Source organism: Enterobacter sp. 237C8 (genome assembly GCF_034106865.1).
GTDB classification, from domain to species: Bacteria; Pseudomonadota; Gammaproteobacteria; order Enterobacterales; family Enterobacteriaceae; genus Enterobacter; species Enterobacter asburiae_B.
This window is the reverse complement of sequence record NZ_JAWNDF010000001.1, coordinates 1,203,876-1,228,586: the sequence shown is the minus strand read 5'-3', so window position 1 is coordinate 1,228,586 and position 24,711 is coordinate 1,203,876. Positions and strand designations below refer to the sequence as shown.

Below are 24,711 nucleotides of genomic sequence, written 5' to 3'. Positions count from 1 at the left end.
GACCACCACAGCCGTATGTTCCCCCTCACCCCAGCCCTCTCCCTCAAGGGAGAGGGGGCCGTCTGTGCTGACATCATTTGTGGGGTTACCTCAGCCTCAATGGGGAGAGGAAATGGCCCGGCCTGTGATTTATCCCCGCTCTTTTTTTAACCTGGCAAGGCTGACAAATAATCTGGCAGATGCAGGCAAACGCTTTTCTCAGGCGCCTGTCAGGATAAGGCTGTCACAACACAATATCCCCTAAATAATTCGAGTTGCAGGAAGGCGGCAAGGGAACGAATCCCCGGGAGCGTACATAAGTACGTGACTGGGGTGAGAGAGTGCAGCCAACGCACCTGCAACTTGAAGTATGACGGGTATAAACACAACAAGATGAGGTCTACGATGGGAAGCAATTCTTCTTTTTCTGCCCGTAGAACGGCGCTGGCCATGGCCGTTGCGCTGTGTTGCGCCTGGCAATCCCCTGTTTTCGCCCACGGCAGTGAGGCGCATATGGTCCCGATGGACAAAACGCTGCAGGACTTTGGTGCGGACGTTCAGTGGGATGATTACGCACAGATGTTCACCATTGCGAAAGACGGTGCCTTTGTGAAGGTCAAGCCGGGCGCAAAAACCGCCATCGTCAACGGTAAAACCCTCAGGCTTGAGGTGCCGGTGGTGATGAAAGGCAAGAAAGCCTTTATTTCCGATACCTTCATCAACGATGTTTTCCAGTCCGGCCTTGACCAGACCTTCCAGGTTGAAAAACGCCCTCACCCGTTAAACGCGCTAACGGCGGACGAAATTAAGCAGGCCGTTGAGATTGTGAAAGCCTCGGCGGACTTTAAGCCAAATACCCGCTTTACCCAGATCGCCCTGGCAGAGCCTGAGAAAGCCAAAGTGTGGGACTTTGTGCTCAACGGTACGGCAGTGGATGCCCCTCGTCAGGCGAAGATCGTCATGCTCGACGGCAAGCACGTTATCGAAAGCGTGGTGGACCTGAAGGATAAAAAAATCCTGCGCTGGGAACCGGTAAAAGACGCGCACGGCATGGTGCTGCTGGATGATTTCACCGCGGTTCAGCAGATCATCAACGAAAGTACCGAGTTCGCCGAGGTGCTTAAAAAACACGGCATCACCGACCCGAAAAAAGTGATTACCACGCCGCTGACCGTCGGCTATTTCGACGGTAAAGACGGCCTGAAGCAGGAAGATCGCCTGCTGAAGGTGGTGAGCTATCTGGACGTGGGCGACGGCAATTACTGGGCGCACCCGATTGAGAACCTGGTGGCCGTGGTCGATCTTGAACAGAAAAAGATCCAGAAGATTGAAGAAGGCGCCGTGGTTCCGGTTCCCATGACCCCGCGTCCCTATGATGGCCGCGACCGCATAGAGACGCCGAAAAAACCGCTCAACATCACTGAACCGGAAGGCAAGAACTACACCATCACCGGGGATATGGTGCACTGGCAGAACTGGGATTTCCACCTGAGCCTGGATTCCCGCGTCGGCCCGATGATTTCAACCGTCACCTATAACGACAACGGCAAAAAGCGCCAGGTGATGTATCAGGGGTCGCTCGGCGGCATGATCGTCCCTTACGGCGATCCGGACGTGGGCTGGTACTTTAAAGCCTATCTCGACTCCGGCGACTACGGTATGGGCACCCTGACCTCACCGCTGGTGCGCGGTAAAGACGTGCCGTCCAACGCCGTGATGCTCAATGAAACTATCCCGGATTACACCGGCGCGCCGATGGAGATCCCGCGCGCGATCGCCATTTTCGAACGCTACGCCGGGCCGGAATACAAACACCAGGAGATGGGTCAGCCAAACGTCAGCACCGAGCGCCGCGAGCTGGTGGTGCGCTGGGTGAGTACCGTGGGCAACTACGATTACATCTTCGACTGGGTGTTCCATGAAAATGGCACCATCGGCATTGATGCCGGCGCGACGGGTATCGAAGCGGTGAAAGGCGTTCAGGCGAAAACCATGCACGACGCCACCGCCAAAGACGACACCAAATACGGCACGCTGATCGACCATAACATCGTCGGCACCACGCACCAGCACATCTACAACTTCCGTCTTGATATGGACGTGGACGGCATCAACAACAAGCTGGTGGCGATGGATCCGGAAGTGAAGCCGAATACCGCCGGGGGCCCGCGGACCAGCACCATGCAGATCAATCAGTATGATATTGATACCGAGCAGCAGGCGGCGCAGAAATTCGACCCGGGCACCATTCGTCTGCTGAGCAACACCAGTAAAGAGAACCGCATGGGCAACCCGGTCTCATACCAGATTATCCCTTACGCGGGCGGTACGCACCCGGTAGCGACCGGCGCGAAATTTGCCCCGGACGAGTGGATCTACCATCGCCTGAGCTTTATGGACAAACAGCTGTGGGTGACCCGCTACCACCCGGATGAACTCTATCCGGAAGGCAAATTCCCGAACCGCTCCATCCACGACACGGGCCTGGGGCAGTACAGCAAGGATAACGAGTCGCTCAACGGTCAGGATGACGTGGTCTGGATGACCACCGGCACTACCCACGTCGCCCGCGCGGAGGAGTGGCCGATCATGCCGACGGAATGGGTACATACCCTGCTTAAGCCGTGGAACTTCTTCGACGAGACGCCAACGCTAGGGAAAAAGAAAGAGGAACAGAAATAAATAACGTACCGGGCGCAATGCCCGGTTTTTTTTGCCTCTGCATTTGAGGATCGTCCTGGCTTGCTTATAGTTACTGATATCTCACCTGCATGATTTATCCCCCGGACGGGAAAGGGCTTTATGGAAAAAAGAAAAAAACCGACACTTGAACGGGCAACCTGGCCAACGCGCCATGCTATGGTTATGCACGGGCTGGCGATGAACCTGCCGTGGCTGGCCTTCGTGAATATCAGCTTCGCGGTGATGATTCTGCTGCGACACGTTTTGCTTAATACCAGCGATCCCCTGTATCCCCATTCGCCGCAGCTGACGAGAATAGTTGATGCCTCCATGCTCGGCATTATCATCCTCTCCGCTGCGCTGATCCTGATGGCCTGGCGGCGCATCGCCGGCATCAGCGTGGTGTTGTTTATCTGCAGCGCCATCTGGTCGGTCTCCTGCTTCTGGTTTATCACCCAGCTGCTGCTCCCGCACGTCTGGCCGCTGTGCGTCATTTTATTACTCGCCGGCTTAACGGCGCTCTATTTTTATCCTGAAGGGCTACTCGCCTTTGTGCTCCCGCTCTGGATCACCCTGCCGGTAGCAAGCTGGATACGGAACGATGGCCTCAACCTTCACTTCATTGTTATCTGGAGCGTCTTTACGCTGATTCTGATTTGCGGACGTTTCATCCTGCTGAGCTGGTTTGACGAGGCCTGGCGACGTAACCAGCAAAATCAGCTATTGATCTCCAGGCTGGATGCGCTGGCGCATCAGGATCCGTTAACCAAAACCGCCAATCGCCGGAAAATGGAAGTGGTGCTGGAGAACGCGGTTGAGCAGAAAAAAACCTTCTCGGTGATTATGCTGGATATCGACTATTTCAAACGCTACAACGACACCTACGGGCACCAGGCGGGTGACGACTGCCTGACCCGCGTGGCGCGGGTGCTGAAGCAGTCGGTGCGCACGCCTGACGATGTGGTGTCACGCTACGGCGGCGAGGAGTTCGTGGTGATCCTGTTTAACTGCCCGGAAAACATTGCGGAAAAGGTGGCCTTACGCATTCAGGACGGCCTGCGTACAGAAGCTATACCGCACAGTGCGTCAACCGTTAGCGATCGTGTCACCGTGAGCATGGGGATTGCGAGCATGGCGGAGGGGTTAGCGGGCACCGAGATCATCGCCCGCGCCGATGCGGCGCTGTATCGGGCGAAGGAGGCCGGGCGGGATCGGTGGTCGCTGTAAACATGTCGGGTGGCGGCTACGCCTTACCCGGCCTACAAAATTCGCCCGGTGCAGCCTGATGCCCTCACCCTGACCCTCTCCCACGGGAGAGGGAACAAACACAAAAAAGGCAACCTCCAGGTTGCCTTTTGCTTTTACTAGTAGCGCACGCACACCGATTTGGTTTCACACCAGCCGTCCAGCCAGTCCGGACCAAAGTCACGCCCGGTGCCGGACTGCTTCATGCCGCCGAACGGCAGGTTGGCGTCAATCAGCGTATGGCTGTTCACCCAGACGGTGCCCGCCCGCAGCCGGTCGGTGTACTCCAGCGCCTTGCTGATATTCTGCGTCCAGACGCTGGCCGTCAGGCCATACTCGCTGTCGTTTGCCAGCTGGAGCGCCTCTTCCCCGTCGGCGACGCGTACGAGGTTGACCACCGGGCCAAACACCTCTTCGCGGGTCAGGCGCAGTGAGGCATCCGGGTTCACCACCAGCGTAGGCGAAACGTAATAGCCTTTGCCTTCCGGCCCCCGGTTACCGACGATCAGCTCCGCGTTGCGCGACTTCGCTTCGTCAAGGAAGGTCTGCACCTTGTCGCAGTGCGCGCGCGACACCAGCGGGTTGATAAACGCCTCCGGCGACATGCCCGGCCCGACGCTCAGGGATTTCACCGCCTGCTCAAACCCGCTGACAAGCGTGTCAAACAGCGGCGCTTCAATATAGATGCGCGAGCTCGCCGCGCACACCTGCCCCTGGTTCAGGAAGCTGCCGGTCATCAGGCCTTCGATCACCCACGCCGGGTCTGCGTCTTTTAGTACGATGGCCGGGTTTTTCCCGCCCAGTTCCAGAGTCACCCCGGTTAGCGTGTCCGCCGCCGCGCGGGCAATTTGCTTACCCGTCGCCGTTGAGCCGGTAAAGCTCACCTTTGCAATATGCGGATGCGAGGTCAGCGCTGCGCCGCACACCGCGCCGCTCCCGGTGACCACGTTGAACACTCCGTCCGGAATGCCCGCTTCGCTGGCCAGTTCCGCCACGCGCAGCATGGTCAGCGGCGTGGTCTCTGACGGCTTGATGACAATAGAGCAGCCCGCGGCCAGCGCAGGCATCACTTTCCACATCCCGATCATCAGCGGGAAGTTCCAGGGCACAATCCCGGCCACCACGCCAACCGGCTCCTTACGCGTCCACGCCTGATAGCGTGCGCCCTGCGGCAGCGGGATGGAAAGGTCGAGAGTCTTACCCGAAATTTTGGTGGTCAGCCCGGCGGTATAGCGCATCCAGTTCAGGGTGCAGCCGACTTCAAACATGCGGGAAATGTTGATGGATTTGCCCTGCTCCAGCGTTTCAAGCTGGGCCAGCTCCTCGCTGTGCTGTTCGACCAGATCGGCGAAATGAAGCAGGATCCGCTCGCGCTCCGCCGGCAGTTTTCCGGCCCAGCTGCGGGCGACAAACGCGCGCCAGCCGGACATGACGGCACGATCAACGTCATCGACGCTGGCATCGGCAGTCGAGGCAATGACCTCGCCCGTGGCCGGGTTGAAGACGTTCAGCCGTTTTTCACTGTCCGACGCGGCCTGACGCCCTTCAATCCACAGGCCATGCTGTCGGTCTAAAAATTGTTGTACGGCAGGCTGAATGGCCACCAGTGATTCAGACATAGGATACTCCTTCGTTATTCTTCGCAGGGTGTCCATCCAGTCTAAGTGGGGTTTTGCGTTCGCGCTTTTGTCTCTGTGACATTCGCTTTGCCACCTGTGACAGGCTCCGCAAATCGCGATAATTGCCGCTTATATCGCTGTTACCGGTGAGTGTTCTTTCCTATAGTCAGCCTCATAGCTCTGACAAAATGCAACACAAATGCAACAATGCAAAAACGTTGACGGTGCAGTGAGAGAAACGATGGCGTGTGCAAGCGAGCAGGAACAGTATCAGCAGTGGCTGGCGCAAATTAACCAGGTTTGCGGGCGTTTTAACGCGCAGCCCACCGGGGGGAAATTCTTCGGCGAGCTGGAGACCAGCTATGCGCGCAGCCTGAAGCTCAGCACCGTGACCGCAGGCGGCGTCAACCTGTTCCGCTCCCGTCAGGAGATCGCTCAGAGTAATGATGCCTGGTTCTATACCGTGTTCCAGCTCGAAGGCAGCGCGGAAATTGAGCAGGATGACCGTCGCGCGCTGCTCAGAACCGGTGATATCACGCTGATTGACGCGTCACGTCCCTGCTCGATCAACTGGCGGGAAAAATCCCGCCAGATTTCGCTGCTGGTTCCCCGTCAGATTATTGAGCAGCAGTGTCGTTTCCAGGAGATAAGCTGCGCGACCGCCCTTTCCCGCACCTTGCCCACGGTACAGCTGAGCCATCGCCTGCTGATGGAGAGCATGAGCAATGCCGACCTGAGTGACCGGGAGAGCGAAGCGGCGCTCGAGGCGATGATCTGCCTGCTGCGCCCCGCTTTCCAGCAGCGTGAAATCATTCAGCCGCGCAAGGAGCGCCAGTTCCAGCATGTGGTGGCGCTGATTGACGATCATATTCAGTCTGAATCGCTGCGCCCGGAATGGATTGCCGCCGAGAGCGGCATGTCCGTGCGCAGCCTTTACCGCATGTTTGCCGAGAAGGGGCTGGTGGTGGCGCAGTACATCAAAAACCGTCGTCTGGATCTCTGCGCGCAGGCACTGCAATCTACCGGTGATGATGAAAAGCTGGCGGGCATTGGCTACAGCTGGGGCTTTACCGACCATAGCCATTTTTCAACGGCGTTTAAGCAGCGTTTTGGCGTCTCGCCGGGTGAATACCGCAGGCGCTACCGCTAACTACTTTTTGAGCCATTTTCCGTTAATGCCCTTCACGTATTCGCCCGGCTGCGCGCGGGCAACCAGTTTCTGACCGGCCATTTTAGCCACTTCATCGACCGGCAAATTATTGCTGTCGGCCAGCTTCTGGTAGTTTTCCGTGCGCGCCGCATTGATACGATTGACCAGCGCCAGCGTTTCCGCGTCCTGTTGAATCGGGGCAAGATAGCCGCTGAGGGTTTCCCCCACGCGCCCCTGCGCCCGGGCATCGTTTAAGGTCAGCGCTGCCGCCTGCACGTTCATCCCCAGCGCCAGTAAAATGAGAGCTAATCGTTTCATGGCATCCTCAGAACAGATCGCTGCGCGATTTCAGCAGGGTTTCAACGTCTTTATCGACCTTAATATGGATCTCATGTTCGATTTTGACATTCATATTAATTGTAATCGGCTCCTTTGGCGCAGCGACTTCAATGCGCGGCGTACAGCCGGTCAGTAGCGCGGCAACGGCAACGGTGAGCACACCAGCCATCTTTTTCATTGTTGTTCCTCACTTTCCTTGCCAGTCGAACTGCGGGGAGCAGGTATCGCCGCATGTTGCTCAAACCAGGTTTGCAGGTTGTCCCCAAAGCGCAGGCTGCGCCAGAGGGTAAAGACATTCTCATCATGGGTATAGTTCAGGTTGACGGAGCTGCTTTTGCCATCCACCCGGCTGGTCCCCTTGATGGTCGCCTGCATGGTTAATTCACCCAGATTATCTAAATTGATTCTCGTCCACGAACGCGAAATTTCCATATAGCGGAGCCAGTTAATCGCGGCGCCCGCCACCATATTATCTTTCACGATGGCGTCTGCCGTATCTTTGTCGATGCGCAGCGTCATTGGCCCCGGGTTGGTCAGCCAGCCATCTTTAATGATCCATTTTTCATTGTCCAGCCAGAACGGCAGCGCCCCGCTCACCGGCCCTGACATGGCAAACTGTTTCGGATTAACGGCGCTGATCAGCTCGCTCGAAGAGATATTGTCCACGCGCAGCAGGGCCGGATCGTGCTGCGGCATCCGCAGCTGCTGCATGGTGATCTTCCCGCCGAGGGTTTCCACCTTCACGTTGGTGAGGAGCAGCGGATTGTCCTCCGTCCACGGATAATCCCCCTGTAGATCGGCGGTAATGTTGCGCGCGGTCACCAGGTTTTCCACTTCGCCTATGCGCAACGTGACCGGACCGCGCGTGCCGAGAGACCAGGTACCCTCGCTGAAGCGGAACGGCAGCACAAAATCGACGCCATTAATCTGGTTATCCGGCATCCAGGCGCTGCCGGATTTCAGCACGCCGTGCCCACCGGCCTCAAAGCCCTGATCGGCCGCCGCCGAGAAGGCGACCTGCGCGTAAAGCTCCCCGTCGCGCAGCGTCATTTTCCAGTCCGGCGGGATCAGCGGCTGGAAGACGGTGAGCGACTGTTTTGGCCACCAGGCCTGCCCGCGAAGGCGCACGCCATCCCAGCGTCCGTTCACCTGTACCGGGCCGATTTTGTCCGCATGGAGGTCGCCCCTGAACTGAAAAATGGTCGGGTCGGTGCCGTCGACGCTGAAGGTCAGGACCGAGGGCGGCAACGCGCTGCCGCCGGAGAAACGGGTTTGCCCGGCGTTGAGCGACAGCGCGCCGCTGAAGGCCGGTTTTTCGGGGTCACGCAGCCAACGCACCGGTTGATCCAGCACCAGACGCGGCTTGCTGACCTCCATCGTGCCGTACTGGAGTTTGTCAAAACCGGTGGAGAGCGCCGTCAGCTCAATAAGATTGTCGCGCCACTCGCCTTTCCCGGCGACATCCCAGCGGGCATGCATCGGCGTAAAACCGCCTTTCCCCCAGTAGCGCCACTGCCACAGGCCGTTATCAGGTAAAAAGTCGTTGGCCTGACCGTCCAGATGGAGTTCAAAATCGCCCATCTCGTTTTCATGAGCGCGCAGAATCGCCTGTAAACGACCGTCCACGCCCTTCTGCGTCAGCTTCACGCCCGCCAGCGGCCAGCGGATTTCATCGATATCGAGTGAGTCGATGATGCGCCCGCGCGAGCGGAGCAGCGCGCCCGGGTCAAAGGCCAGCTGCGGTTCATACAGGCTGCCGGTCAGCGTGGCGGGCAATTTGGCGTAAAGAATAAGATCGTTTTGCTTCGCCTCGCCGCTCAGATGCAGGGGCATGTCGCTGTTTTCCATGCTGAGTCTGCCGGGCCCAATGTTCAGTACCGCGTTGCCTTTCCCCGCGTCACCCTGGGTAAGCACATTCAGCCGTCCGGTCAGGGTGGTTTTATCCAGCCCCTGCTGCCAGTTGTCGGCGCGAAGGGATACCCGCCCGCTCAGCGGCATACCCGAGAGATCCCAGTTCCAGCGCCCGTCGCTGATGTTCAGCTGCTGCGCGGTGATCTGCCACGGCAGGTCGAGCAGCGGATCGGGATTATCCCGCGCCATCACCACCAGCTGACCCTGATTGTCTTCCCAGTCCAGATCGGCATCGACCAGAGACGTCAACTGTGGCACGTTAAAGGTCGCGACCGCGTGGCCCTTCACCGGCACGCCATCCGGTACCAGCGGCAAGGTAAACTCGCCCACCAGCTTAATCGGCTGCGGCTGGTCCGGGAGCTGGACATCGAACTGGCTGACCGAGAGCGTCTGACCGCGAAGCGTGCCTTTAATGCTGACCTGCTCGCCTTTATAGGCGATCTCCTGAATGGACGGCGTCAGCGACGCATGCAGCTCGCCCTGCCACTGCTGCCAGGGCGACAGCGTCAGACGGTGAACCGTGATCCAGGTATTCGGTAATACCGCCTGCCACTGTGCCAGCGTTTTGGGGGCGACCGTTGAGGGCGCAGACTGGGGAATTTTGCTCAGACAGACGGAGTTAAGATCCAGCGCACCGATATCCAGCTTCCAGCGGCTCGGATGTGACAGCGTCACGTTATCGATGCGGGCAATTTCGCAGTCTTCAACCAGATAGCGAAGATCGGGGATCACCAGCGCGTGGCGGGTAAGTTTCGGACTCTCTTCGAAAGCGATGCGCGTCCCGACGGGCAGCCAAATCCCGGCGAGCGTCGGTACCCACTGGGCGAGCGTCATCAGCAGCGTCAGCGGCAACAATATGAACAGCAGTAAAAGCGCAAGAGCGGCTTTGTATTTACCCTTCATGGGCAGTTAATATCCTGATTTAGCGAAAGATTTAAGCCGGCAGTGCCGACTATTGTCGCATGTTTAGCGGTTGAGTTGAAGTTGACGCCAAGTTAAGAATAGATGCTGTAATAGTAATCGGTAATTTTTTTGCTATGCGTAACCTAAAGAATATAGTTTCGGTTCAATTGGTTACGCATAAGTTCAAGAATAATCGCAGAGCAGATTTGCGACATTAATACCTATTCCGTGGCATTGCCAGCAGGTAAAGCATGGCGAATATCAATGACCCCCAATACACCGAGTCGTACCGCCAGGGATCAAAATCAATATGTAAAAAACCGCTAACAAACTCATAGCCGTTGGCAAAAACGTTAATTTGAATGGCTGCGATGGCTATCACAAATAGCGTATAGGCAATGAACAGAGGATATTTATGAAGCCTGTTGACCTTGAGTTTCCCGAGATACAACAAGAAAAAAATGACAATAGATACAATAAAATAGCATACGGCAGGTAGAATCGGTGGGGTTAATGACAACTCGAATTGTTCCGACATAATTAATTCTCTTTAGCTATCTGGTACATCTGCCAACCTGTGACGCTTCCACTGGTTATATCCAGAGCCATCGCTGTTTTAGAAGCCTCTTGCCATCCTCTGATATAATCAGATTCGATGTTGCGAAACAGACTCCAGGATTTTTCTCTGGGAGCCAGTACTCTCCTGCCCGCGCCATAGGCTGATAAAGAGATATCAACTACTCCATAGACAATATCAGCTTCATTATTCCCATAGCCGAGTTTCGCTGCTGCGTAACGATAAGCATCTCTTAGCGTGCCAGACCGATCTTCACGATAAAGAAGATAGTATCCATTTTCATACATGTTGTTTAGCCCATGAGTAATCATAGGTGCACCATACGCAGCACAGGCCAGACCCAGCGAACCGACGCATAAACTAGCGCCCCCATACACTTGCGCACCACCGGCAACGAAACCGATCTGTTTAAGCGCTAAAGTCGTCGTTGTTGTCCGGTTTTTTTCAACAACAATAAATAACTTAGCTCTATTGAAGGTGAGTAAATCATCCTGTTCCTTAAGATGATGTATCTGTTCATCAAGTAATTGAATCCCGCCTGACCAGGTCAAGCAATGCGACTCGATCTCCCTTCTCAGGTGAGCAACAAGTTGTTGAGTTTCAAAAAACATACCAGCGGTACCATAAAGCAAATGCTTTGTGGCAATTCGCTGCGCAAGATTTTCAATCTCTAAGACTTTCTCTTCGAAATGACTTTTGTCCCGATTATGGTTGTACATTCGGTCTCCCTGTCATTTTAATATGATAGTAATAATACTACCTTCAATGTTAGGACATTCAAAGAGCTACGTAATTTTAACAGCTAAAGGTAGTCATATTTTCAAGCATTGGGAAACCACTTACCAAAACATACGCACTTGTTGTGACTTTAGTCTCCCCCATAGCCCCCTTAGAGTAAACAAGCAGACATGTCGCTGGTGTCAGTCCCGCTTAAGAAATCGGTGGATATGAATATCATGGAGTTAGGGTGCACATATGCTCTAGAATAATTGATAGAACTTATTGAATTCAATAATATTTTAGAAATTGTAAGATAATTTTAATCATGCTAACGTGAATGCAAAATCACTGGAGAAAGTCTTATGAAACTCTCGGTATATAGCACAAAGCAGTACGACAAAAAGTATCTGCAACATGTTAACGAGGCTTACGGGTTTGAGCTTGAATTTTTCGACTTTCTGCTGTCCGAAAAAACCGCCAAAACGGCGCACGGTTGTGAAGGCGTCTGCATTTTTGTTAACGACGACGGCAGTCGTCCGGTGCTGGAAGAGTTGAAAAAACAGGGCGTGAAGTATATCGCCCTGCGCTGCGCGGGCTTTAATAACGTGGACCTCGACGCGGCGAAAGAGCTGGGTCTGAGGGTGGTGCGCGTCCCGGCGTACTCCCCGGAAGCGGTCGCGGAACATGCAATTGGCATGATGATGTCGCTCAACCGTCGTATTCACCGCGCTTATCAGCGTACCCGTGATGCCAACTTCTCTCTGGAAGGGCTGACCGGCTTTACCATGTACGGCAAAACCGCGGGCGTGATCGGCACCGGTAAAATTGGCGTCGCCGCCCTGCGCATTCTGAAAGGCTTCGGCATGCGTCTGCTGGCGTTCGATCCGTACCCGAGCGCCGCTGCGCTGGAGCTGGGCGTGGAATACGTCGACCTGCCGACCCTGTTCTCCCAGTCTGACGTGATCTCCCTGCACTGCCCGCTGACGCCGGAGAACTACCACCTGCTTAACCAGGCGGCGTTTGACCAGATGAAAGATGGCGTGATGATCATCAACACCAGCCGCGGCGGGCTCGTTGACTCTCAGGCCGCTATCGAAGCGCTGAAAACCCAGAAAATTGGCGCGCTGGGAATGGACGTGTACGAGAACGAACGCGATCTGTTCTTTGAAGACAAGTCGAATGATGTGATCCAGGACGACGTGTTCCGCCGCCTGTCAGCCTGTCATAACGTGCTGTTTACCGGACACCAGGCGTTTCTGACTGCCGAAGCGCTGATCAGCATTTCAGAAACCACGCTGGGTAACCTGCAGCAGCTTGAAAAGGGCGAAGCGTGCCCTAACGAACTGGCGTAAGCGTGACGCCGGGTGGCGGCTATGCCCCACCCGGCGTACTGTCTGTTTCCCAGGTCCGGTGCGCAAAGCACCACCAGAGCAGGACGGCTACCAGCGCAATCGCGCTCAGAACACTGAATGCCGTGGCAAATGAGTAATGACCGGCAATCGTGCCGGTTAACGCCGGGCTCATGGATGCCCCAACCCCCTGCATCAGCATCACCACACTTTGCCCGGCATTGACGTGCCCGCTCCCGCGCAACAGCACCACGATAAACGACGGCACCGCGACGCCCAGGATCCCTGCGGCCAGCCCGTCGAGAATTTGTACCGGGATCATCATGAGCGGCGCGTCCGTCGACGCCGCCAGCGCTGCGCGCACCGGCATCACCAGCAGCGCCAGCATAATTAAGCGCCAGTAGCCGTAGCGGTCTATTCGGTGGGCGACCCAGATGGCGACGGGGATCATCACGGCCTGAGAGATGATAACGGTGCCCGCCGCGTACAAACCGGGATTGATCGAGGCGGGCGCGGCGGCCACCCTCATGCTCAGCATCGGCAGCAGCGCGGCGTTCGCCAGGTGAAAGAGCAGCAGCGTCAGCCCGGTCACTAACAGCGCCCGGTTTTTAATCAGCACGGCAAAGCCGGGAACCGGCAGGCTCGCTGAAGAAGAGAGCCCCCTCGCCGCGTCGTTATCGATATCCCCGTGGCGAATGGCAAGCAGCGCACAGAGCGTTAACAGCGTCGTACAGGTCATCAGCAGGAAAATCCCGCCGACGCCCCAGTACCACGCAATGCCCCCTGCAATCAGTGCGGTAACAAAGTTGCCGCCGTGATTGAACGCCTCATTTTTGCCCATCTGCGCGCTGAACCCGCTCTGGCCGGTCAGCCCCAGGGTAATCCCGGCGATCAGCGGCCCAACAAACGCCGCGCAGATGCCGGAGACAATTTGCGAAACGGCGACAACAGCGCTCTGCTGGCTAAACCAGAGCAGGAGCGTGCTAAGGGTGATGAGCAGGCACACCAGCGCCAGCACGGTCCGCTTGCTGCGTGAGGTGTCGGTGATGAATCCCGCCGGCAGCGTGGCCAGTAATCCCGCCAGCCCACCGGCCGTCATCAGGATGCCGATATCATCGGGAGCCCAGTGGCGTTCGGTCAGAAAAATACCGAGAAAAGGACCGAGGCCATCGCGGACATCCGCGATGAAAAAACTTGTCAGGCATAATGCCCGCAGCGAACGAAGAGACATACTTCCTGCCTTTGTCTGTTATCGCCTGTAAAAAAGGAAATGTAGTATAGCGGGTATTTTTTAAAATCAGATGACGTCTTAAAAAATATGCCTTGCGAACTTAAACAATTCATAACGGAGGCTGTTTTTTCGCTTTACTCATTATCGACCCTGACTATACTGGCAATAAATTTTCACAGGAGTCCTTCGTTGGAAAGTTATTTTATTGTTGATACGAAGGTAAGCTAGCGCGATTTCCTCGCTGCTTACCTGAAACGGTGGGCAGCAATCCTCTTTAAGCGATTGTATCCCGAAATAGTAAAACCACTCAATTTGTGGGGCATCGCATGTTCATGTTTACACATTCACTCTTTCCGCCACCGTCGTCCTGACACGTTTAGCATTTAAACGGCGTTATGATGTGCTTAGCAAAGCACTGACGCTTATTATTTAATAACGTTAACAGGCGACAGGCTGATGTTCCCTTATATCTCTCATCTGCTCGCAGCGATGCTGCTGGGCGCAATTATTGGCGCGGAAAGACAGTGGCGCCAGCGTATGGCCGGACTTCGTACTAATGCACTGGTTGCCACGGGTGCGGCAGTGTTCATTTTAAGTTCGGTATCGACTTCTCCTGATAGCCCGGGGCGTATCGCAGCGCAGATCGTCTCCGGAATCGGCTTTCTTGGCGCTGGCGTCATTATGCGTGAAGGAATGAATATTCGTGGTTTGAACACCGCCGCAACGCTGTGGTGCTCGGCCGGAATTGGCGTACTGTGCGGATTAGGCCAGTTCTGGAATGCCGCCATGGCCAGCCTAATTATTCTCTGCGCTAACATATTGCTTCGCGAAGCCGCGCAGCGAATTAATCAACTGCCTGTGCTCCATGAAGGCGAAAAATGCTATGTACTTAAAATCACCTGCAATGATGAGCATGAAGATGCGGTGCGGCAGAGCGTCGTAAATATGGCGAAAGAGTTGACGTTAAGTCTGAAAGCGATTTATTCCGCTACGGCGCAAGCAGAAGGTAAAACCGAAATTCGGGCGGAGGTGATGACCCGGGAGGAATACCGAAAATTACTCGATCTGATTATGGGGAATATGGGCGGGAATAAAATTATCGCGTCCGTCAGCTGTCACGCAATATGAACAAGGTACCGGGCATTGCGCCCGGTTGAGGCTTTGGCGTTTTGAAGAAAACGGACCGTGACGCGGAGAGATTCATCCCCGAATGCCCCTGTTCGTTGTCACGCCACGTTGACGAGATCAGGGCTGGTTCGACTGTACGCCTATCACATAACCGAAATTTGTCCCCGTTATGACAGCTTGCTCTCTGTTTTCCTGAAATTAACGGTCTACCCTGAATTGTGTGAAAAACACTCAGGAGGGACAAATGTATAACTCAATTTTGGTTCCAATTGACATTTCGGAGGATAGCCTGACGCACATGGTTATCCCCTTCGTTCAGGCACATACAGCACTTAACACAGCTAAAGTTCACTTTCTTACCGTCATTCCATCGCTTCCGTATTATTCATCATTAGGTTTGGCCTATTCGGTTGAAATGCCGAAGCTGAAAGAGTTCCAGCACGCGGCCTTAGCGAAGCTGGATGAAATCGTTAAGCAATTCAAAATTCCTCCAGACAAGATACAGACTCACGCCGTGACGGGCTCTCCAAAAGATCAAATCCTTAAGCTCGCTGACACGATCGATGCCGACCTGATTATCATCGCTTCCCACAAACCTGACATATCGACGTATCTGTTGGGTTCGAACGCTGCAGCAGTGGTTCGGCATGCGAAATGCCCTGTCCTGGTCGTAAGATAGAAAGCGGCGTTTACGATCGTGGATACGAACGGAGAGCGGATAACAAAAACCGGGCGAGAAGCCCGGTTTTTCATTTGCGCTTTCCTGAGTGAAAGCGCGATTTAGAGATTTACTCTGTTGGCGTTTAAATTTAAGTCCGTAATGGCGGCCGGTTTTCCAAGCAGGTAGCCCTGAACTTCATCACATTTATTTTTTTTCAGAAAAGACAGCTGTTCGACGGTCTCCACCCCTTCTGCGGTTACCGCCATGGAATAGGCTTTCCCCAGGTCGATAATTTTCTCCACGACTGACTGGTTCTGCGGCGAGTCACCGAGGGTAAAAATAAAGCTCTTGTCGAGCTTAAGCCCGTCAAACTGAAACTTCCGCAGATAGCTCAGGGAGGCATAGCCGGTACCGAAATCGTCAATCAGAATGCGGACGCCCATTTTTTTGAGAGACTTCATGGTCTGCAAGGTTTTTTCCGGGTCAGAAAGCGTTACGTTTTCAGTCACTTCAATTTCCAGCCGGTTGGGTTCAAGCCCCGTTTCGTGAAGGATCTCTTTTATTCTTTCGGCAAGATCGCTTGCCTGGAATTCGATAGCAGAAATATTGACGGAGACCGATAATCCCGGCAATTTGTCTTTCGTCTCCGTACAGGCTTTGCGTATGACCCAGTTGCTCAGGCTAATAATCAGCCCGGTTTCTTCTGCCAGCGGGATAAACTGATCGGGCATTATGGTCCCCCGAGCCGGGTGCTGCCAGCGTACCAGCGCTTCGACGGCCTCAATTTTAGAATACCGGAGGTTATAACGCGGCTGGTAAACCAGGTAGAGCTGTTCTTCGCGAATCGCGGTCTTGAGTTCTAATTCCAGTTTCCTGCGTTCGGTCAACTTTTCCGACATATCCGGGCGATAATAGACCCATCGGTTTCTGCCGGATTGTTTCGCCTGATACAGCGCAATATCCGCGTAGCGCAGAAGATCGTTTGCGCTGCTGCTATCCCGGGGAGCCAGCGCAATGCCCATGCTTACGCCTATCGCCACATCATTGCCCTCAATGGCGAAAGGACGGTTAAGTTCGTGCACGATACGACGACACACCTCCTCAATCTGGTCTTGCTGGCTGGTGTTGCCGAGGAGAAGCATAAATTCATCCCCTCCCTGCCGTGCGACAAAATCACCCCGACGAACGCAATTTTTAAGACGTGAAGCGACCTCGCCAAGCAGGGCATCGCCGGTGGAGTGCCCGAAAATATCATTGACGGGTTTAAACTTGTCTAAATCAAGGCAAATCATGGCAAACGGATAACGGTTAAGGTCTTCTTTCGCCAACTGGCCAGCCAGAAATTCCTTAATATGATACCGGTTCGGCAGACCGGTTAATTCATCATGGCGTGACAGGAACTCCACGCGTTTTGTTGCTTCCACTTCCTGAGAGACGTCGGTTGCCGCGCCTCGCAACACCACCGTTCCATCAGGCTGAGCAGAAAACTTTGCCAGAAGCGTGCAATATGACGTGGTTTGTTGCGCGTGAGTATAAGGACAGTTTTTAAATTCAAAGCGTTCGGTTAAATCCCGCTGCCCGGCGCAGTCATGTGATAATCCGCCTGTCGCCGGAAAGAGTTCATCCAACCTACGGCCTATCCATTTGCTATTTTCATATCCCGTTATTGTAGAAAAACGACCCGATAGCCACGTTATCCTTAACGATAAATCTGTTTCCCAGAACCAGTCGCTGGTTGTTTCACTGACGTCCCGGAATCTTTTTTCACTCGTAATAAGATTCAACCGCGCCTGCTCGAGGAGAAACGTATTTTCGTCAAGCATTCTCGCCTTGTGCATAATATGGCGCATTAATATCACCGTCATCGATACCGTCAGAACGACGGAGAGAATGAGTAATGGCAAAAAATAAATTATTAACGCCTGGCCGGGATTTTCACCGTCCCAGATAATTTGCACATCCCCATTTTGGGTGCTTAAGGTAAATTCCGTCTGATTATTTATTTGAGAAGTGGCTGTATCAGGTGAAGTACGAACGTTCTGGATGCCGTCATCCTGCCCAATCGTGAGGAGTTTTTTAGCCGTTAACTTGTCTATAAACACCATTGTCGACGGTTTTCCGGGCATGGTTTGCACGCTCGCATCATCGCCCGTCGTTATCCATTGCGCAGAAACAATGGCCGGCACGGAATCGATAAGCGCTAGCACAGAAACCGGCACTCCCTTTTTTATACTCAACTCATGGAGTAAACGGTCTTTGGTTGATTTGTCTAACCAGCGTTCCAGCTCCTGAAGCTTCAGCTTCCCGTCAACGACGCTGTATCGCGTACTCCCTTCCGGAGAGAGAACAAACACCCCTTCGTAGCCAAAGTTGTCATACAGGGACTTACCCAGGTTCTGCTTATCCCACGCCCAGTGAACGTCATTGTTCAGATGAAGATGTTTGTAGGCATCTCCCCACTCGGCATTATCTTTCAAATGACTTCGCATGCTCTCCTGGCGGGTCTCCAGGGCTTTCCTTAACAAAAATTCATCGTGCGTGTCGCTGATTTCATTCACATTATCTTTTATTATTAGCAGGGAAATTATTGCCGCAATAAAAATACTTATTAACAACGTTACAATATAGGTAAAGGTTTTATTTATCAGGCCTTTAGAAGGCTCGGTGTCCGTGAAGCCCGGATTGTTCAGAGGTAGGGTCATCTTTCGCCTTCTTAACTGCTACTGCGTCGATTTTTATTCCACTTTCATTTATCGGCACAAAATAACAAAAATTTATAGCTAAAAATCCGAAGCTAAAGGTTTTTATTTTTACAATCCAGAACAAACTATTAACCATTAATTCATTTAAAGCCTAATCTTGGCTAATTAAATATACTGTTCGAAGTAAGTTTTAATCTCACCTGTTTTATTTATAAAGAAAACATATTAAAACTGTTTTTGCAGAAGACGTTACAAGCACGTTGGAGCCTATAAAAAAACCGGGCGTAAAGCCCGGTTCTTTTTTCTGACGAGACTGGCTCTATTCGCTCAACCCGCGATTTTCCAGCATCGGTTCAATCTTCGGATCGTGCCCGCGCCAGTTGCGATACAGTTCAGCCAGATCCGTGCTGTTACCACGGGACAAAATCGCCTCGCGGAATTTTTGTCCGTTTTCACGAGTCAGACCGCCCTGTTCGACAAACCACTGATAGCCATCGTCCGCCAGCATTTGCGTCCACAGGTAGGCGTAATATCCCGCCGCGTAGCCGCCGCCGAAAATATGGGCAAAATAGCTGCTGCGATAGCGCGGCGGTACGGCGGGCAGATCCAGCCCCTCTTTTTTCAGTGCTGCCGCTTCAAACGCGTCTACGCTCGAAACGGCTTCGCTGATCCCGTGCCAGTTCATGTCCAGCAGCGCGGCAGCCAGCAGCTCCGTCATGTCATAACCCTTGTTGAAATGGGTCGCGTTGAGCATGCTTTCCCGCAGCGCGTCCGGCATCGGTTCACCGGTTTCGTAATGGCGGGCGTAGTGGGTAAATACCTGTGGATGGCTGGCCCAGTGTTCGTTGATCTGCGACGGGAATTCAACGAAATCACGCGGCGTATTGGTCCCGGAGAGCGTGGCGAAACGCTGGCTGGCAAACAGACCGTGCAGCGTATGGCCAAACTCGTGGAACAGGGTGATCACGTCATCCCAGGAGAGAAGCGCGACGCCGCCGTTAGCCGGTTTTTGGTAATTACAGACGTTGTAGATCACCGGACGGGCGGCAAGCTCGAAGGATTGCTCGACGAAATTCCCCATCCAGGCCCCGCCCTGCTTGGAATCGCGGGCAAAAAAGTCGCCGTAAAACAGCGCCATGCCCTCACCGGTGTGGTCGAAAATTTCCCAGACGCGGACGTCCGGGTGATACACCGGAATATCGAAGCGCTCCACAAAGCGGATGCCAAACAGCTGGCTTGCGGCCCAGAATACGCCATCGTGCAATACGGTATTGAGCGCAAAATAGGGTTTGATTTGCGATTCATCGAGGGCATATTTTGCCTGACGCACGCGCTCGGCATAAAAGGCCCAGTCCCAGGCCTGCGCGGTGAAACCGCCCTGCTCGTCATCAATCACTTTCTGAATATCGGCCTGCTCGCGCTCTGCCCGGGCGCGGGCGGCGGGCACAATGCCGCGCATAAATTCCAGCGCGGCGTCCGGGGTTTTCGCCATCTGGTCGGCGATACTCCAGCTGGCGTAATCGTCAAATCCCAGCAGGCGGGCCTGCCGGGCGCGCAGCGCCGTAAGGCGGAGGATCAGCTCGCGAGTGTCGTTTTCATCCCCTTTCTGGGTGCGCGTCCAGCCTGCGTTGAACAGGTTTTCGCGGGTCTGACGATTGCGCAGTGCGGAAAGCGCGGGCTGCTGAGTCGTGTTCAGAAGCGGGATCAGCCAGCGGTCGTTTAACCCTCGATCCGCGGCAGCCTGCGCCGCGTCGGCGATCTCGCTGGCGCTGAGCCCATCAAGCTGGTGCGCGTAATCCACCACCAGCCCACCCGTCTTATCGGCAGCCAGCAGACGCTGATTGAACTGGCTGGTCAGGGTCGCCGCCTCGGTATTCAGCGCCTTCAGCTCGGCTTTTTCCGTTTCATTGAGACGCGCGCCGGCCAGAATAAACTGCTGATACGTCTCCTCGACCAGCCGACGGGATTCGGCGTCCAGCGCGGCACGGTCCTGCCAGACGCTCTCCACGCGGGCGAAAAGGGTGTCATTCAGCCAGATGTCGTTTGCCAGCGCGGCAAGCTCGGTGGAGAACTGCTCCTCAAGCTCCTGCAGATACGCATTGGTGTGTGCGGAGGTCATAGCGAAGAACACGCTGCTGACGCGCGAGAGCAAAGCGCCGCTTTTCTCCAGCGCCAGCACGGTGTTGGTGAAGTCCGGCGCAGCGGTTTGGGACACAATGGCGTCTACGTCCGCCCGCTTCTGGCGAAGCGCTTCATCAAAGGCCGGGCGATAGTGGCTATCGTTGATTTCATCAAAATGGGGGGCCTGGTAAGGCAGCAGGCTGATGTCAAAAAAGGGATTCGTGGCCGTCATCTTTCGCTCCTGAGTACGGGTATCCTCCCAGAGTAGGCCAGGCCGCCATCCCCTGCAACGCCGTCATACAAATGTTGCCTTAACGCACCCTCTGCGGCCGTGCTATGTTAGTACAACACAAAAAGCGTTGAGGAACAGTGAGATGATTATTTTAGTTACCGGGGCAACGGCAGGTTTTGGTGAAAGCATCACGCGTCGCTTCGTCGCCAACGGGCACAAGGTTATTGCCACGGGCCGTCGTCAGGAGCGCCTTCAGGAGCTGAAGGACGAATTAGGCGACAGCATCCTGACCGCGCAGCTGGACGTGCGTAACCGCGCGGCCATTGAAGAGATGATTGCCAACCTGCCCGCCGAGTGGCGCGCCATCGACGTGCTGGTCAACAATGCCGGTCTGGCGCTGGGCATGGAGCCCGCCCACAAAGCCAGCGTGGAAGACTGGGAAAACATGATCGACACCAACAACAAAGGGCTGGTCTATATGACCCGCGCGGTGCTGCCGGGCATGGTCGAGCGCAACCGCGGCCACATTATCAACATCGGCTCCACCGCCGGAAGCTGGCCTTACGCGGGCGGCAACGTCTATGGCGCAACGAAGGCGTTTGTGCGCCAGTTCAGCCTTAACCTGCGTACCGACCTGCACGGCACCGCCATTCGCGTTACCGATATCGAGCCGGGCCTGGTGGGCGGCACCGAGTTTTCCAACGTGCGTTTCAAAGGCGATGACGCGAAAGCGGGCAAAACCTACGAAAATGCGAACGCGCTGACGCCGGAAGATGTGACCGAAACGGTCTGGTGGGTGGCGACGCTGCCAAAACACGTCAACATCAATACCGTGGAAATGATGCCCGTCAGCCAGAGTTTTGCCGGACTTAGCGTCCATCGTGGCTAACTCTGCCCTTCCCGGCCTGCGGGCCGGGTCTGTTTCGGGTTATAAAAGAATGGTAGTATGTTCAGGCTAACTCTCTGAGAAATGACAACTCATGGCCGCTGAATCGCAACTCAATCCCACCCAGCCCGTTAACCAGCAAATCTATCGCATTTTGCGACGTGATATTGTCCATTGCCTGATCCCACCGGGAACGCCGCTTTCTGAAAAAGAGGTGTCCGTGCGTTTTGACGTTTCCCGTCAGCCGGTACGTGAAGCGTTTATTAAGCTTGCTGAAAACGGACTAATTCAGATCCGCCCGCAGCGCGGCAGCTACGTGAACAAAATTTCACTCTCTCAGGTACGCAACGGCTGTTTCGTTCGCCAGGCCATTGAATGCGCGGTGGCGCGCCGCGCCGCAACGCTTATCAACGACAACCAGTGTTACCAGCTGGAGCAGAACCTGCACCAGCAGCGTATTGCGATTGACCGTAAGCAGCTCAATGATTTCTTCCAGCTTGACGATGAATTCCACCAGAAGCTGGCGCAAATCGCGGATTGTCAGCTGGCCTGGGACACCATCGAGAACATCAAGGCCACCATTGACCGCGTGCGCTATATGAGCCTCGATCACGTCTCCCCGCCGGAAATGCTGCTCCGACAGCATCATGATATTTTCAGCGCGCTGGAAAAACGCGACCCGGACGGTGTGGAAAAAGCGATGACGCTGCATCTGCAGGAAATTAGCGAATCCGTGCAGCTTATTCGTCAGGAAAATAGCGAGTGGTTTAGCGAAGAGTAATATGCGCCGCCCCTTTCGGGTGCGGCGAGGTGATTAGCGAACGACTAACACCGGGATCGTAGCGTAGCGCAGAATAGATTCCGCATTTGAACCCAGCAGATGCGTGGAGATGCTCGGATTTTTCGACCCGATGACAATCGCATCATATTTCCCCTCCTTGCTCAGCTTGATAATTTCATCCCGGACGTTGCCAAAACGCACCATGCTGTGAATATTTTCAGGGGCAATATCGAACAGTCTTTTTAACTCGTTCATTTTCTTCCCGGATTCTGCGGTCATATACTCTTCAAACTTTTTTATATCGGCGTTGAAACCGCGCAGCAGAGACCGGCTGCTGGCAGGCAGAATATTGACCAAGGTAATCGACGCGCCCTCAGCCTTCGCAAGGCTTGCCGCGTGGCGAACCGCTTTGTCGCTCAAATCCATTTCAAACACGTCTACAGGCATCAAAATGTTCTTATACATAAGCCTGACTCCTTATTCCAATGAAAGGGTTATTTCCTGCACACAGGATGACATCCGGAATATAAACCAACCCTCAACGCTTCCCTGTCGAAACTATCAATTAATGAAAATAACGGTCCACTTTGTAAATTACCGTCCTGAACCGTCAGCGCTCGACGAAATAAAGAAAAAAGTGTGAGTTTGATCAAAAACAAAAACATGAAGCGCGGACAGGCGTATTTATATGCCCCGTGAACGGCATAACCCGAAATAGCGCCGTAACGAACAGGTTAGAGAGGAGAAAATACCATGATGACATACGACCGTAACCGCAATGCAATCACCACCGGCAGCCGCGTCATGATTAGCGGCACGGGCAAAACTGGCGTGATTAAAGCGATCCACAGCGACGGGCTGGATGCCGCGCAGGTGCGCCGCAGCAAAACGGTTGAAGTGGAAGGATGCGAAGGTAAGTTCGAACCGATTGAGCTGATTCGCCTGGGAATGCACTAAGCTGTGCGCAGACATGCCGCCGCGCACGGCGGCATGTGCTGAACTACCGTTGAGACGCGTACTGCGCGACGGTCGCTTTCGCGCCTTTTTGCAGCAACGACCGGTACGCGGCCATCACCGCAGCCACAAAGCGCGGCTCCTGCGGTAACTCGTTACCAAAGATGGCCTCAATGCCGAGAAGCGCATTGACCCGGCTTTCGCCTTCCGCACTTCCGTTCACCGCCGCCTGAATCACCGCCAGCTGCGGATCGCTCACGTCGATGGCGTTACCCTGCTCGTCAATGCCGCCGACATAACGCATCCAGCCAGCCACCCCCAGCGCCAGCAGCGGGAAAGGCGTCTGGTGCACCAGGTGCCAGCGCACGGAGTCCAGCATACGCTGCGGGAGCTTCTGGCTGCCGTCCATCGCGATTTGCCATGTCCTGTGGCGCAGGGCCGGGTTGCTGTAGCGAGCTATCAGGAGATCGGCATAGCGACCTAAATCAACGCCCTTCACTTTCAGCGTGGGCGCCTGCTCGTTAAGCATCAGCGCGCGCGCGGCGAGGCGGTAGTTCTCATCTTCCATACAGTCGTTTATATGCTGGTAGCCGGCCAGATAGCCCAGGTACGCCAGGAACGAGTGGCTGCCGTTGAGCATGCGCAGCTTCATTTCTTCAAACGGGATCACGTCTGACACCAGCTCGGCTCCGGCCTTTTCCCACTCGGGACGTCCTGCCACAAAGTTATCTTCGATCACCCACTGGCGGAACGGTTCACAGGCGACTGCCGCCGGGTCACGCACGCCGGTCAGCTGCTCAATTTTATCCAGCGTATCGGGCGTGACCGCCGGCACGATGCGATCCACCATGGTTGACGGGAAGGTGACGTTAGCCTCGATCCAGTCCGCCAGCTCGCCGTCTACGGCCCGGGCGTACGCGCAGGTCACATTGCGCATCACGTGTCCGTTCTCCGGCATGTTGTCGCAGGACATCACGCTAAACGCGGGCAGACCCGCCGCTTTGCGACGCGCCAGCGCTTCCACCACCACGCCCGGCGCGGATTTCGGCTGGTGCGGGTTTTGCAGGTCGGCGACGATAAACGGGTGATCGAGCATCAGTTGTCCTGTCGCCGGTGAATGGCAGTACCCTTTCTCGGTGATGGTCAGCGAGACAATCGCCACCTGCGGTTCGCACATCGCCGCCAGCACGCTTTCCAGCCCGTCAACCTGCGCATGCAGCGCTTTTTTAACCACGCCAACCACGCGGGATGTCCATGCGTCGGCAGACATCTCCGCCACGGTGTAGAGGTTATCCTGCGCCTTCAGATCGGCAATCTGCTGCTCGCCGCCAATCAGGTTAACCTCACAGTAGCCCCAGTCGCTGCCGTGCTCAGCGGCGAGGATGTCGGCGTATACCGCCTGGTGCGCCCGGTGAAAGGCGCCAAAACCCAGATGAACAATCCGTGGTTGAAGGCTGTCGCGATCGTACTGAGGCAGCGTCGCGTTGGCCTGTAATAAGGTGTTTTCCATGATTAAGACTCGTTAATTTGAAAGCCGTGGA

Annotated in this window: 20 protein-coding genes; 9 read left to right on the top strand and 11 right to left on the bottom strand. The window is 54.9% G+C overall.

The window, feature by feature from the left end; all coding sequences use genetic code 11:
• The first annotated feature begins 384 nt into the window (after positions 1-384).
• Together tynA and USF70_RS06045 are read left to right on the top strand one after the other, a co-directional pair.
• Complete coding sequence (gene tynA / locus USF70_RS06050) at positions 385-2,661, top strand: primary-amine oxidase (RefSeq protein WP_320735395.1); 2,277 nt, start codon at positions 385-387, stop codon at positions 2,659-2,661.
• A gap of 120 nt (positions 2,662-2,781) precedes the next feature.
• Positions 2,782-3,888: a GGDEF domain-containing protein gene (locus tag USF70_RS06045; RefSeq protein WP_058840684.1), complete on the top strand. Its 1,107-nt coding sequence runs from the start codon at positions 2,782-2,784 to the stop codon at positions 3,886-3,888.
• 137 nt (positions 3,889-4,025) lie between these two features.
• On the opposite strand, the gene USF70_RS06040 is transcribed toward USF70_RS06045, so the two are convergent.
• A complete protein-coding gene (locus USF70_RS06040) occupies positions 4,026-5,525 on the bottom strand; it encodes an aldehyde dehydrogenase family protein (RefSeq protein WP_320735394.1) in 1,500 nt (499 codons plus the stop codon).
• A gap of 241 nt (positions 5,526-5,766) precedes the next feature.
• Between USF70_RS06040 and feaR the strand changes: the two genes are divergently transcribed.
• On the top strand, positions 5,767-6,675 hold the full coding sequence (gene feaR / locus USF70_RS06035) for a transcriptional regulator FeaR (protein WP_033145415.1): 909 nt from the start codon (positions 5,767-5,769) through the stop codon (positions 6,673-6,675).
• Here feaR and USF70_RS06030 read toward each other — a convergent pair whose 3' ends face one another.
• The 5 genes from USF70_RS06030 to USF70_RS06010 form a co-directional block, all read right to left on the bottom strand.
• On the bottom strand, positions 6,676-6,993 hold the full coding sequence (locus USF70_RS06030; RefSeq protein WP_028017556.1) for a YdbL family protein: 318 nt from the start codon (positions 6,991-6,993) through the stop codon (positions 6,676-6,678).
• Positions 6,994-7,000: 7 nt separating this feature from the next.
• Positions 7,001-7,192 (bottom strand): YnbE family lipoprotein, encoded by a 192-nt coding sequence (locus tag USF70_RS06025; RefSeq protein ID WP_014169918.1) that lies wholly within the window; start codon positions 7,190-7,192, stop codon positions 7,001-7,003.
• A complete protein-coding gene (locus tag USF70_RS06020; RefSeq protein ID WP_320735393.1) occupies positions 7,189-9,828 on the bottom strand; it encodes a YdbH family protein in 2,640 nt (879 codons plus the stop codon). The genes USF70_RS06025 and USF70_RS06020 overlap by 4 nt, the downstream gene beginning before the upstream one ends.
• 214 nt (positions 9,829-10,042) lie before the next feature.
• Complete coding sequence (locus USF70_RS06015) at positions 10,043-10,366, bottom strand: hypothetical protein (protein ID WP_033145413.1); 324 nt, start codon at positions 10,364-10,366, stop codon at positions 10,043-10,045.
• A gap of 2 nt (positions 10,367-10,368) precedes the next feature.
• Positions 10,369-11,124, bottom strand: coding sequence for a DUF4225 domain-containing protein (locus USF70_RS06010; protein WP_033145412.1), 756 nt, complete (start codon positions 11,122-11,124; stop codon positions 10,369-10,371).
• A 363-nt stretch (positions 11,125-11,487) separates the two neighbouring features.
• Here USF70_RS06010 and USF70_RS06005 point away from each other — a divergent pair, with 363 nt between their 5' ends.
• Entirely contained in the window at positions 11,488-12,477 is a 990-nt protein-coding gene (locus tag USF70_RS06005; RefSeq protein ID WP_320735392.1) for a 2-hydroxyacid dehydrogenase, read from the top strand.
• A gap of 19 nt (positions 12,478-12,496) precedes the next feature.
• Here USF70_RS06005 and USF70_RS06000 read toward each other — a convergent pair whose 3' ends face one another.
• Positions 12,497-13,705: an MFS transporter gene (locus USF70_RS06000; protein ID WP_210867242.1), complete on the bottom strand. Its 1,209-nt coding sequence runs from the start codon at positions 13,703-13,705 to the stop codon at positions 12,497-12,499.
• 456 nt (positions 13,706-14,161) lie between these two features.
• Between USF70_RS06000 and USF70_RS05995 the strand changes: the two genes are divergently transcribed.
• Both USF70_RS05995 and uspF read left to right on the top strand, forming a co-directional pair.
• Positions 14,162-14,833, top strand: a complete 672-nt coding sequence (locus tag USF70_RS05995; protein WP_033145409.1) for an MgtC family protein — start codon at positions 14,162-14,164, stop codon at positions 14,831-14,833.
• Positions 14,834-15,077: 244 nt separating this feature from the next.
• On the top strand, positions 15,078-15,512 hold the full coding sequence (gene uspF / locus USF70_RS05990) for a universal stress protein UspF (protein ID WP_023292544.1): 435 nt from the start codon (positions 15,078-15,080) through the stop codon (positions 15,510-15,512).
• Positions 15,513-15,613: 101 nt separating this feature from the next.
• Here the strand turns inward: uspF and USF70_RS05985 are convergent, their stop codons facing one another.
• Together USF70_RS05985 and dcp are read right to left on the bottom strand one after the other, a co-directional pair.
• A complete protein-coding gene (locus USF70_RS05985; RefSeq protein ID WP_320735391.1) occupies positions 15,614-18,196 on the bottom strand; it encodes an EAL domain-containing protein in 2,583 nt (860 codons plus the stop codon).
• Between the two features lie 319 nt (positions 18,197-18,515).
• Positions 18,516-20,549 carry a peptidyl-dipeptidase Dcp gene (gene dcp / locus USF70_RS05980; RefSeq protein ID WP_214538362.1) on the bottom strand — a complete coding sequence of 678 codons (2,034 nt, stop codon included), beginning with the start codon at positions 20,547-20,549 and terminating at the stop codon, positions 18,516-18,518.
• 142 nt (positions 20,550-20,691) lie between these two features.
• Here dcp and ydfG point away from each other — a divergent pair, with 142 nt between their 5' ends.
• Both ydfG and USF70_RS05970 read left to right on the top strand, forming a co-directional pair.
• Positions 20,692-21,438, top strand: a complete 747-nt coding sequence (ydfG, locus tag USF70_RS05975) for a bifunctional NADP-dependent 3-hydroxy acid dehydrogenase/3-hydroxypropionate dehydrogenase YdfG (protein ID WP_023311558.1) — start codon at positions 20,692-20,694, stop codon at positions 21,436-21,438.
• Between the two features lie 91 nt (positions 21,439-21,529).
• Positions 21,530-22,216 (top strand): GntR family transcriptional regulator, encoded by a 687-nt coding sequence (locus USF70_RS05970; protein ID WP_023311557.1) that lies wholly within the window; start codon positions 21,530-21,532, stop codon positions 22,214-22,216.
• A 33-nt stretch (positions 22,217-22,249) separates the two neighbouring features.
• On the opposite strand, the gene USF70_RS05965 is transcribed toward USF70_RS05970, so the two are convergent.
• Positions 22,250-22,681, bottom strand: coding sequence for a universal stress protein (locus tag USF70_RS05965; RefSeq protein ID WP_033145406.1), 432 nt, complete (start codon positions 22,679-22,681; stop codon positions 22,250-22,252).
• A 288-nt stretch (positions 22,682-22,969) separates the two neighbouring features.
• Here USF70_RS05965 and ydfZ point away from each other — a divergent pair, with 288 nt between their 5' ends.
• Positions 22,970-23,173 carry a putative selenium delivery protein YdfZ gene (gene ydfZ / locus USF70_RS05960; RefSeq protein ID WP_014883679.1) on the top strand — a complete coding sequence of 68 codons (204 nt, stop codon included), beginning with the start codon at positions 22,970-22,972 and terminating at the stop codon, positions 23,171-23,173.
• 43 nt (positions 23,174-23,216) lie between these two features.
• Here the strand turns inward: ydfZ and USF70_RS05955 are convergent, their stop codons facing one another.
• A complete protein-coding gene (locus tag USF70_RS05955; RefSeq protein ID WP_320735390.1) occupies positions 23,217-24,680 on the bottom strand; it encodes a mannitol dehydrogenase family protein in 1,464 nt (487 codons plus the stop codon).
• Positions 24,681-24,711: the final 31 nt, after the last annotated feature.

Excerpts from the sequence above, each read along its gene's own strand:
- USF70_RS06015 (WP_033145413.1), bottom strand. The coding sequence starts at position 10,366 with ATGTCGGAACAATTCGAGTTGTCATTAACCCCACCGATTCTACCTGCC.
- USF70_RS05965 (WP_033145406.1), bottom strand. The coding sequence starts at position 22,681 with ATGTATAAGAACATTTTGATGCCTGTAGACGTGTTTGAAATGGATTTG.
- USF70_RS06045 (WP_058840684.1), top strand. The coding sequence starts at position 2,782 with ATGGAAAAAAGAAAAAAACCGACACTTGAACGGGCAACCTGGCCAACG.
- USF70_RS06040 (WP_320735394.1), bottom strand. The coding sequence starts at position 5,525 with ATGTCTGAATCACTGGTGGCCATTCAGCCTGCCGTACAACAATTTTTA.
- USF70_RS06020 (WP_320735393.1), bottom strand. The coding sequence starts at position 9,828 with ATGAAGGGTAAATACAAAGCCGCTCTTGCGCTTTTACTGCTGTTCATA.
- ydfZ (WP_014883679.1), top strand. The coding sequence starts at position 22,970 with ATGATGACATACGACCGTAACCGCAATGCAATCACCACCGGCAGCCGC.
- USF70_RS06030 (WP_028017556.1), bottom strand. The coding sequence starts at position 6,993 with ATGAAACGATTAGCTCTCATTTTACTGGCGCTGGGGATGAACGTGCAG.
- dcp (WP_214538362.1), bottom strand. The coding sequence starts at position 20,549 with ATGACGGCCACGAATCCCTTTTTTGACATCAGCCTGCTGCCTTACCAG.
- USF70_RS05995 (WP_033145409.1), top strand. The coding sequence starts at position 14,162 with ATGTTCCCTTATATCTCTCATCTGCTCGCAGCGATGCTGCTGGGCGCA.
- USF70_RS05955 (WP_320735390.1), bottom strand. The coding sequence starts at position 24,680 with ATGGAAAACACCTTATTACAGGCCAACGCGACGCTGCCTCAGTACGAT.
- USF70_RS05970 (WP_023311557.1), top strand. The coding sequence starts at position 21,530 with ATGGCCGCTGAATCGCAACTCAATCCCACCCAGCCCGTTAACCAGCAA.
- USF70_RS05985 (WP_320735391.1), bottom strand. The coding sequence starts at position 18,196 with ATGACCCTACCTCTGAACAATCCGGGCTTCACGGACACCGAGCCTTCT.
- USF70_RS06005 (WP_320735392.1), top strand. The coding sequence starts at position 11,488 with ATGAAACTCTCGGTATATAGCACAAAGCAGTACGACAAAAAGTATCTG.
- tynA (WP_320735395.1), top strand. The coding sequence starts at position 385 with ATGGGAAGCAATTCTTCTTTTTCTGCCCGTAGAACGGCGCTGGCCATG.
- uspF (WP_023292544.1), top strand. The coding sequence starts at position 15,078 with ATGTATAACTCAATTTTGGTTCCAATTGACATTTCGGAGGATAGCCTG.
- USF70_RS06000 (WP_210867242.1), bottom strand. The coding sequence starts at position 13,705 with ATGTCTCTTCGTTCGCTGCGGGCATTATGCCTGACAAGTTTTTTCATC.
- feaR (WP_033145415.1), top strand. The coding sequence starts at position 5,767 with ATGGCGTGTGCAAGCGAGCAGGAACAGTATCAGCAGTGGCTGGCGCAA.
- USF70_RS06010 (WP_033145412.1), bottom strand. The coding sequence starts at position 11,124 with ATGTACAACCATAATCGGGACAAAAGTCATTTCGAAGAGAAAGTCTTA.
- ydfG (WP_023311558.1), top strand. The coding sequence starts at position 20,692 with ATGATTATTTTAGTTACCGGGGCAACGGCAGGTTTTGGTGAAAGCATC.
- USF70_RS06025 (WP_014169918.1), bottom strand. The coding sequence starts at position 7,192 with ATGAAAAAGATGGCTGGTGTGCTCACCGTTGCCGTTGCCGCGCTACTG.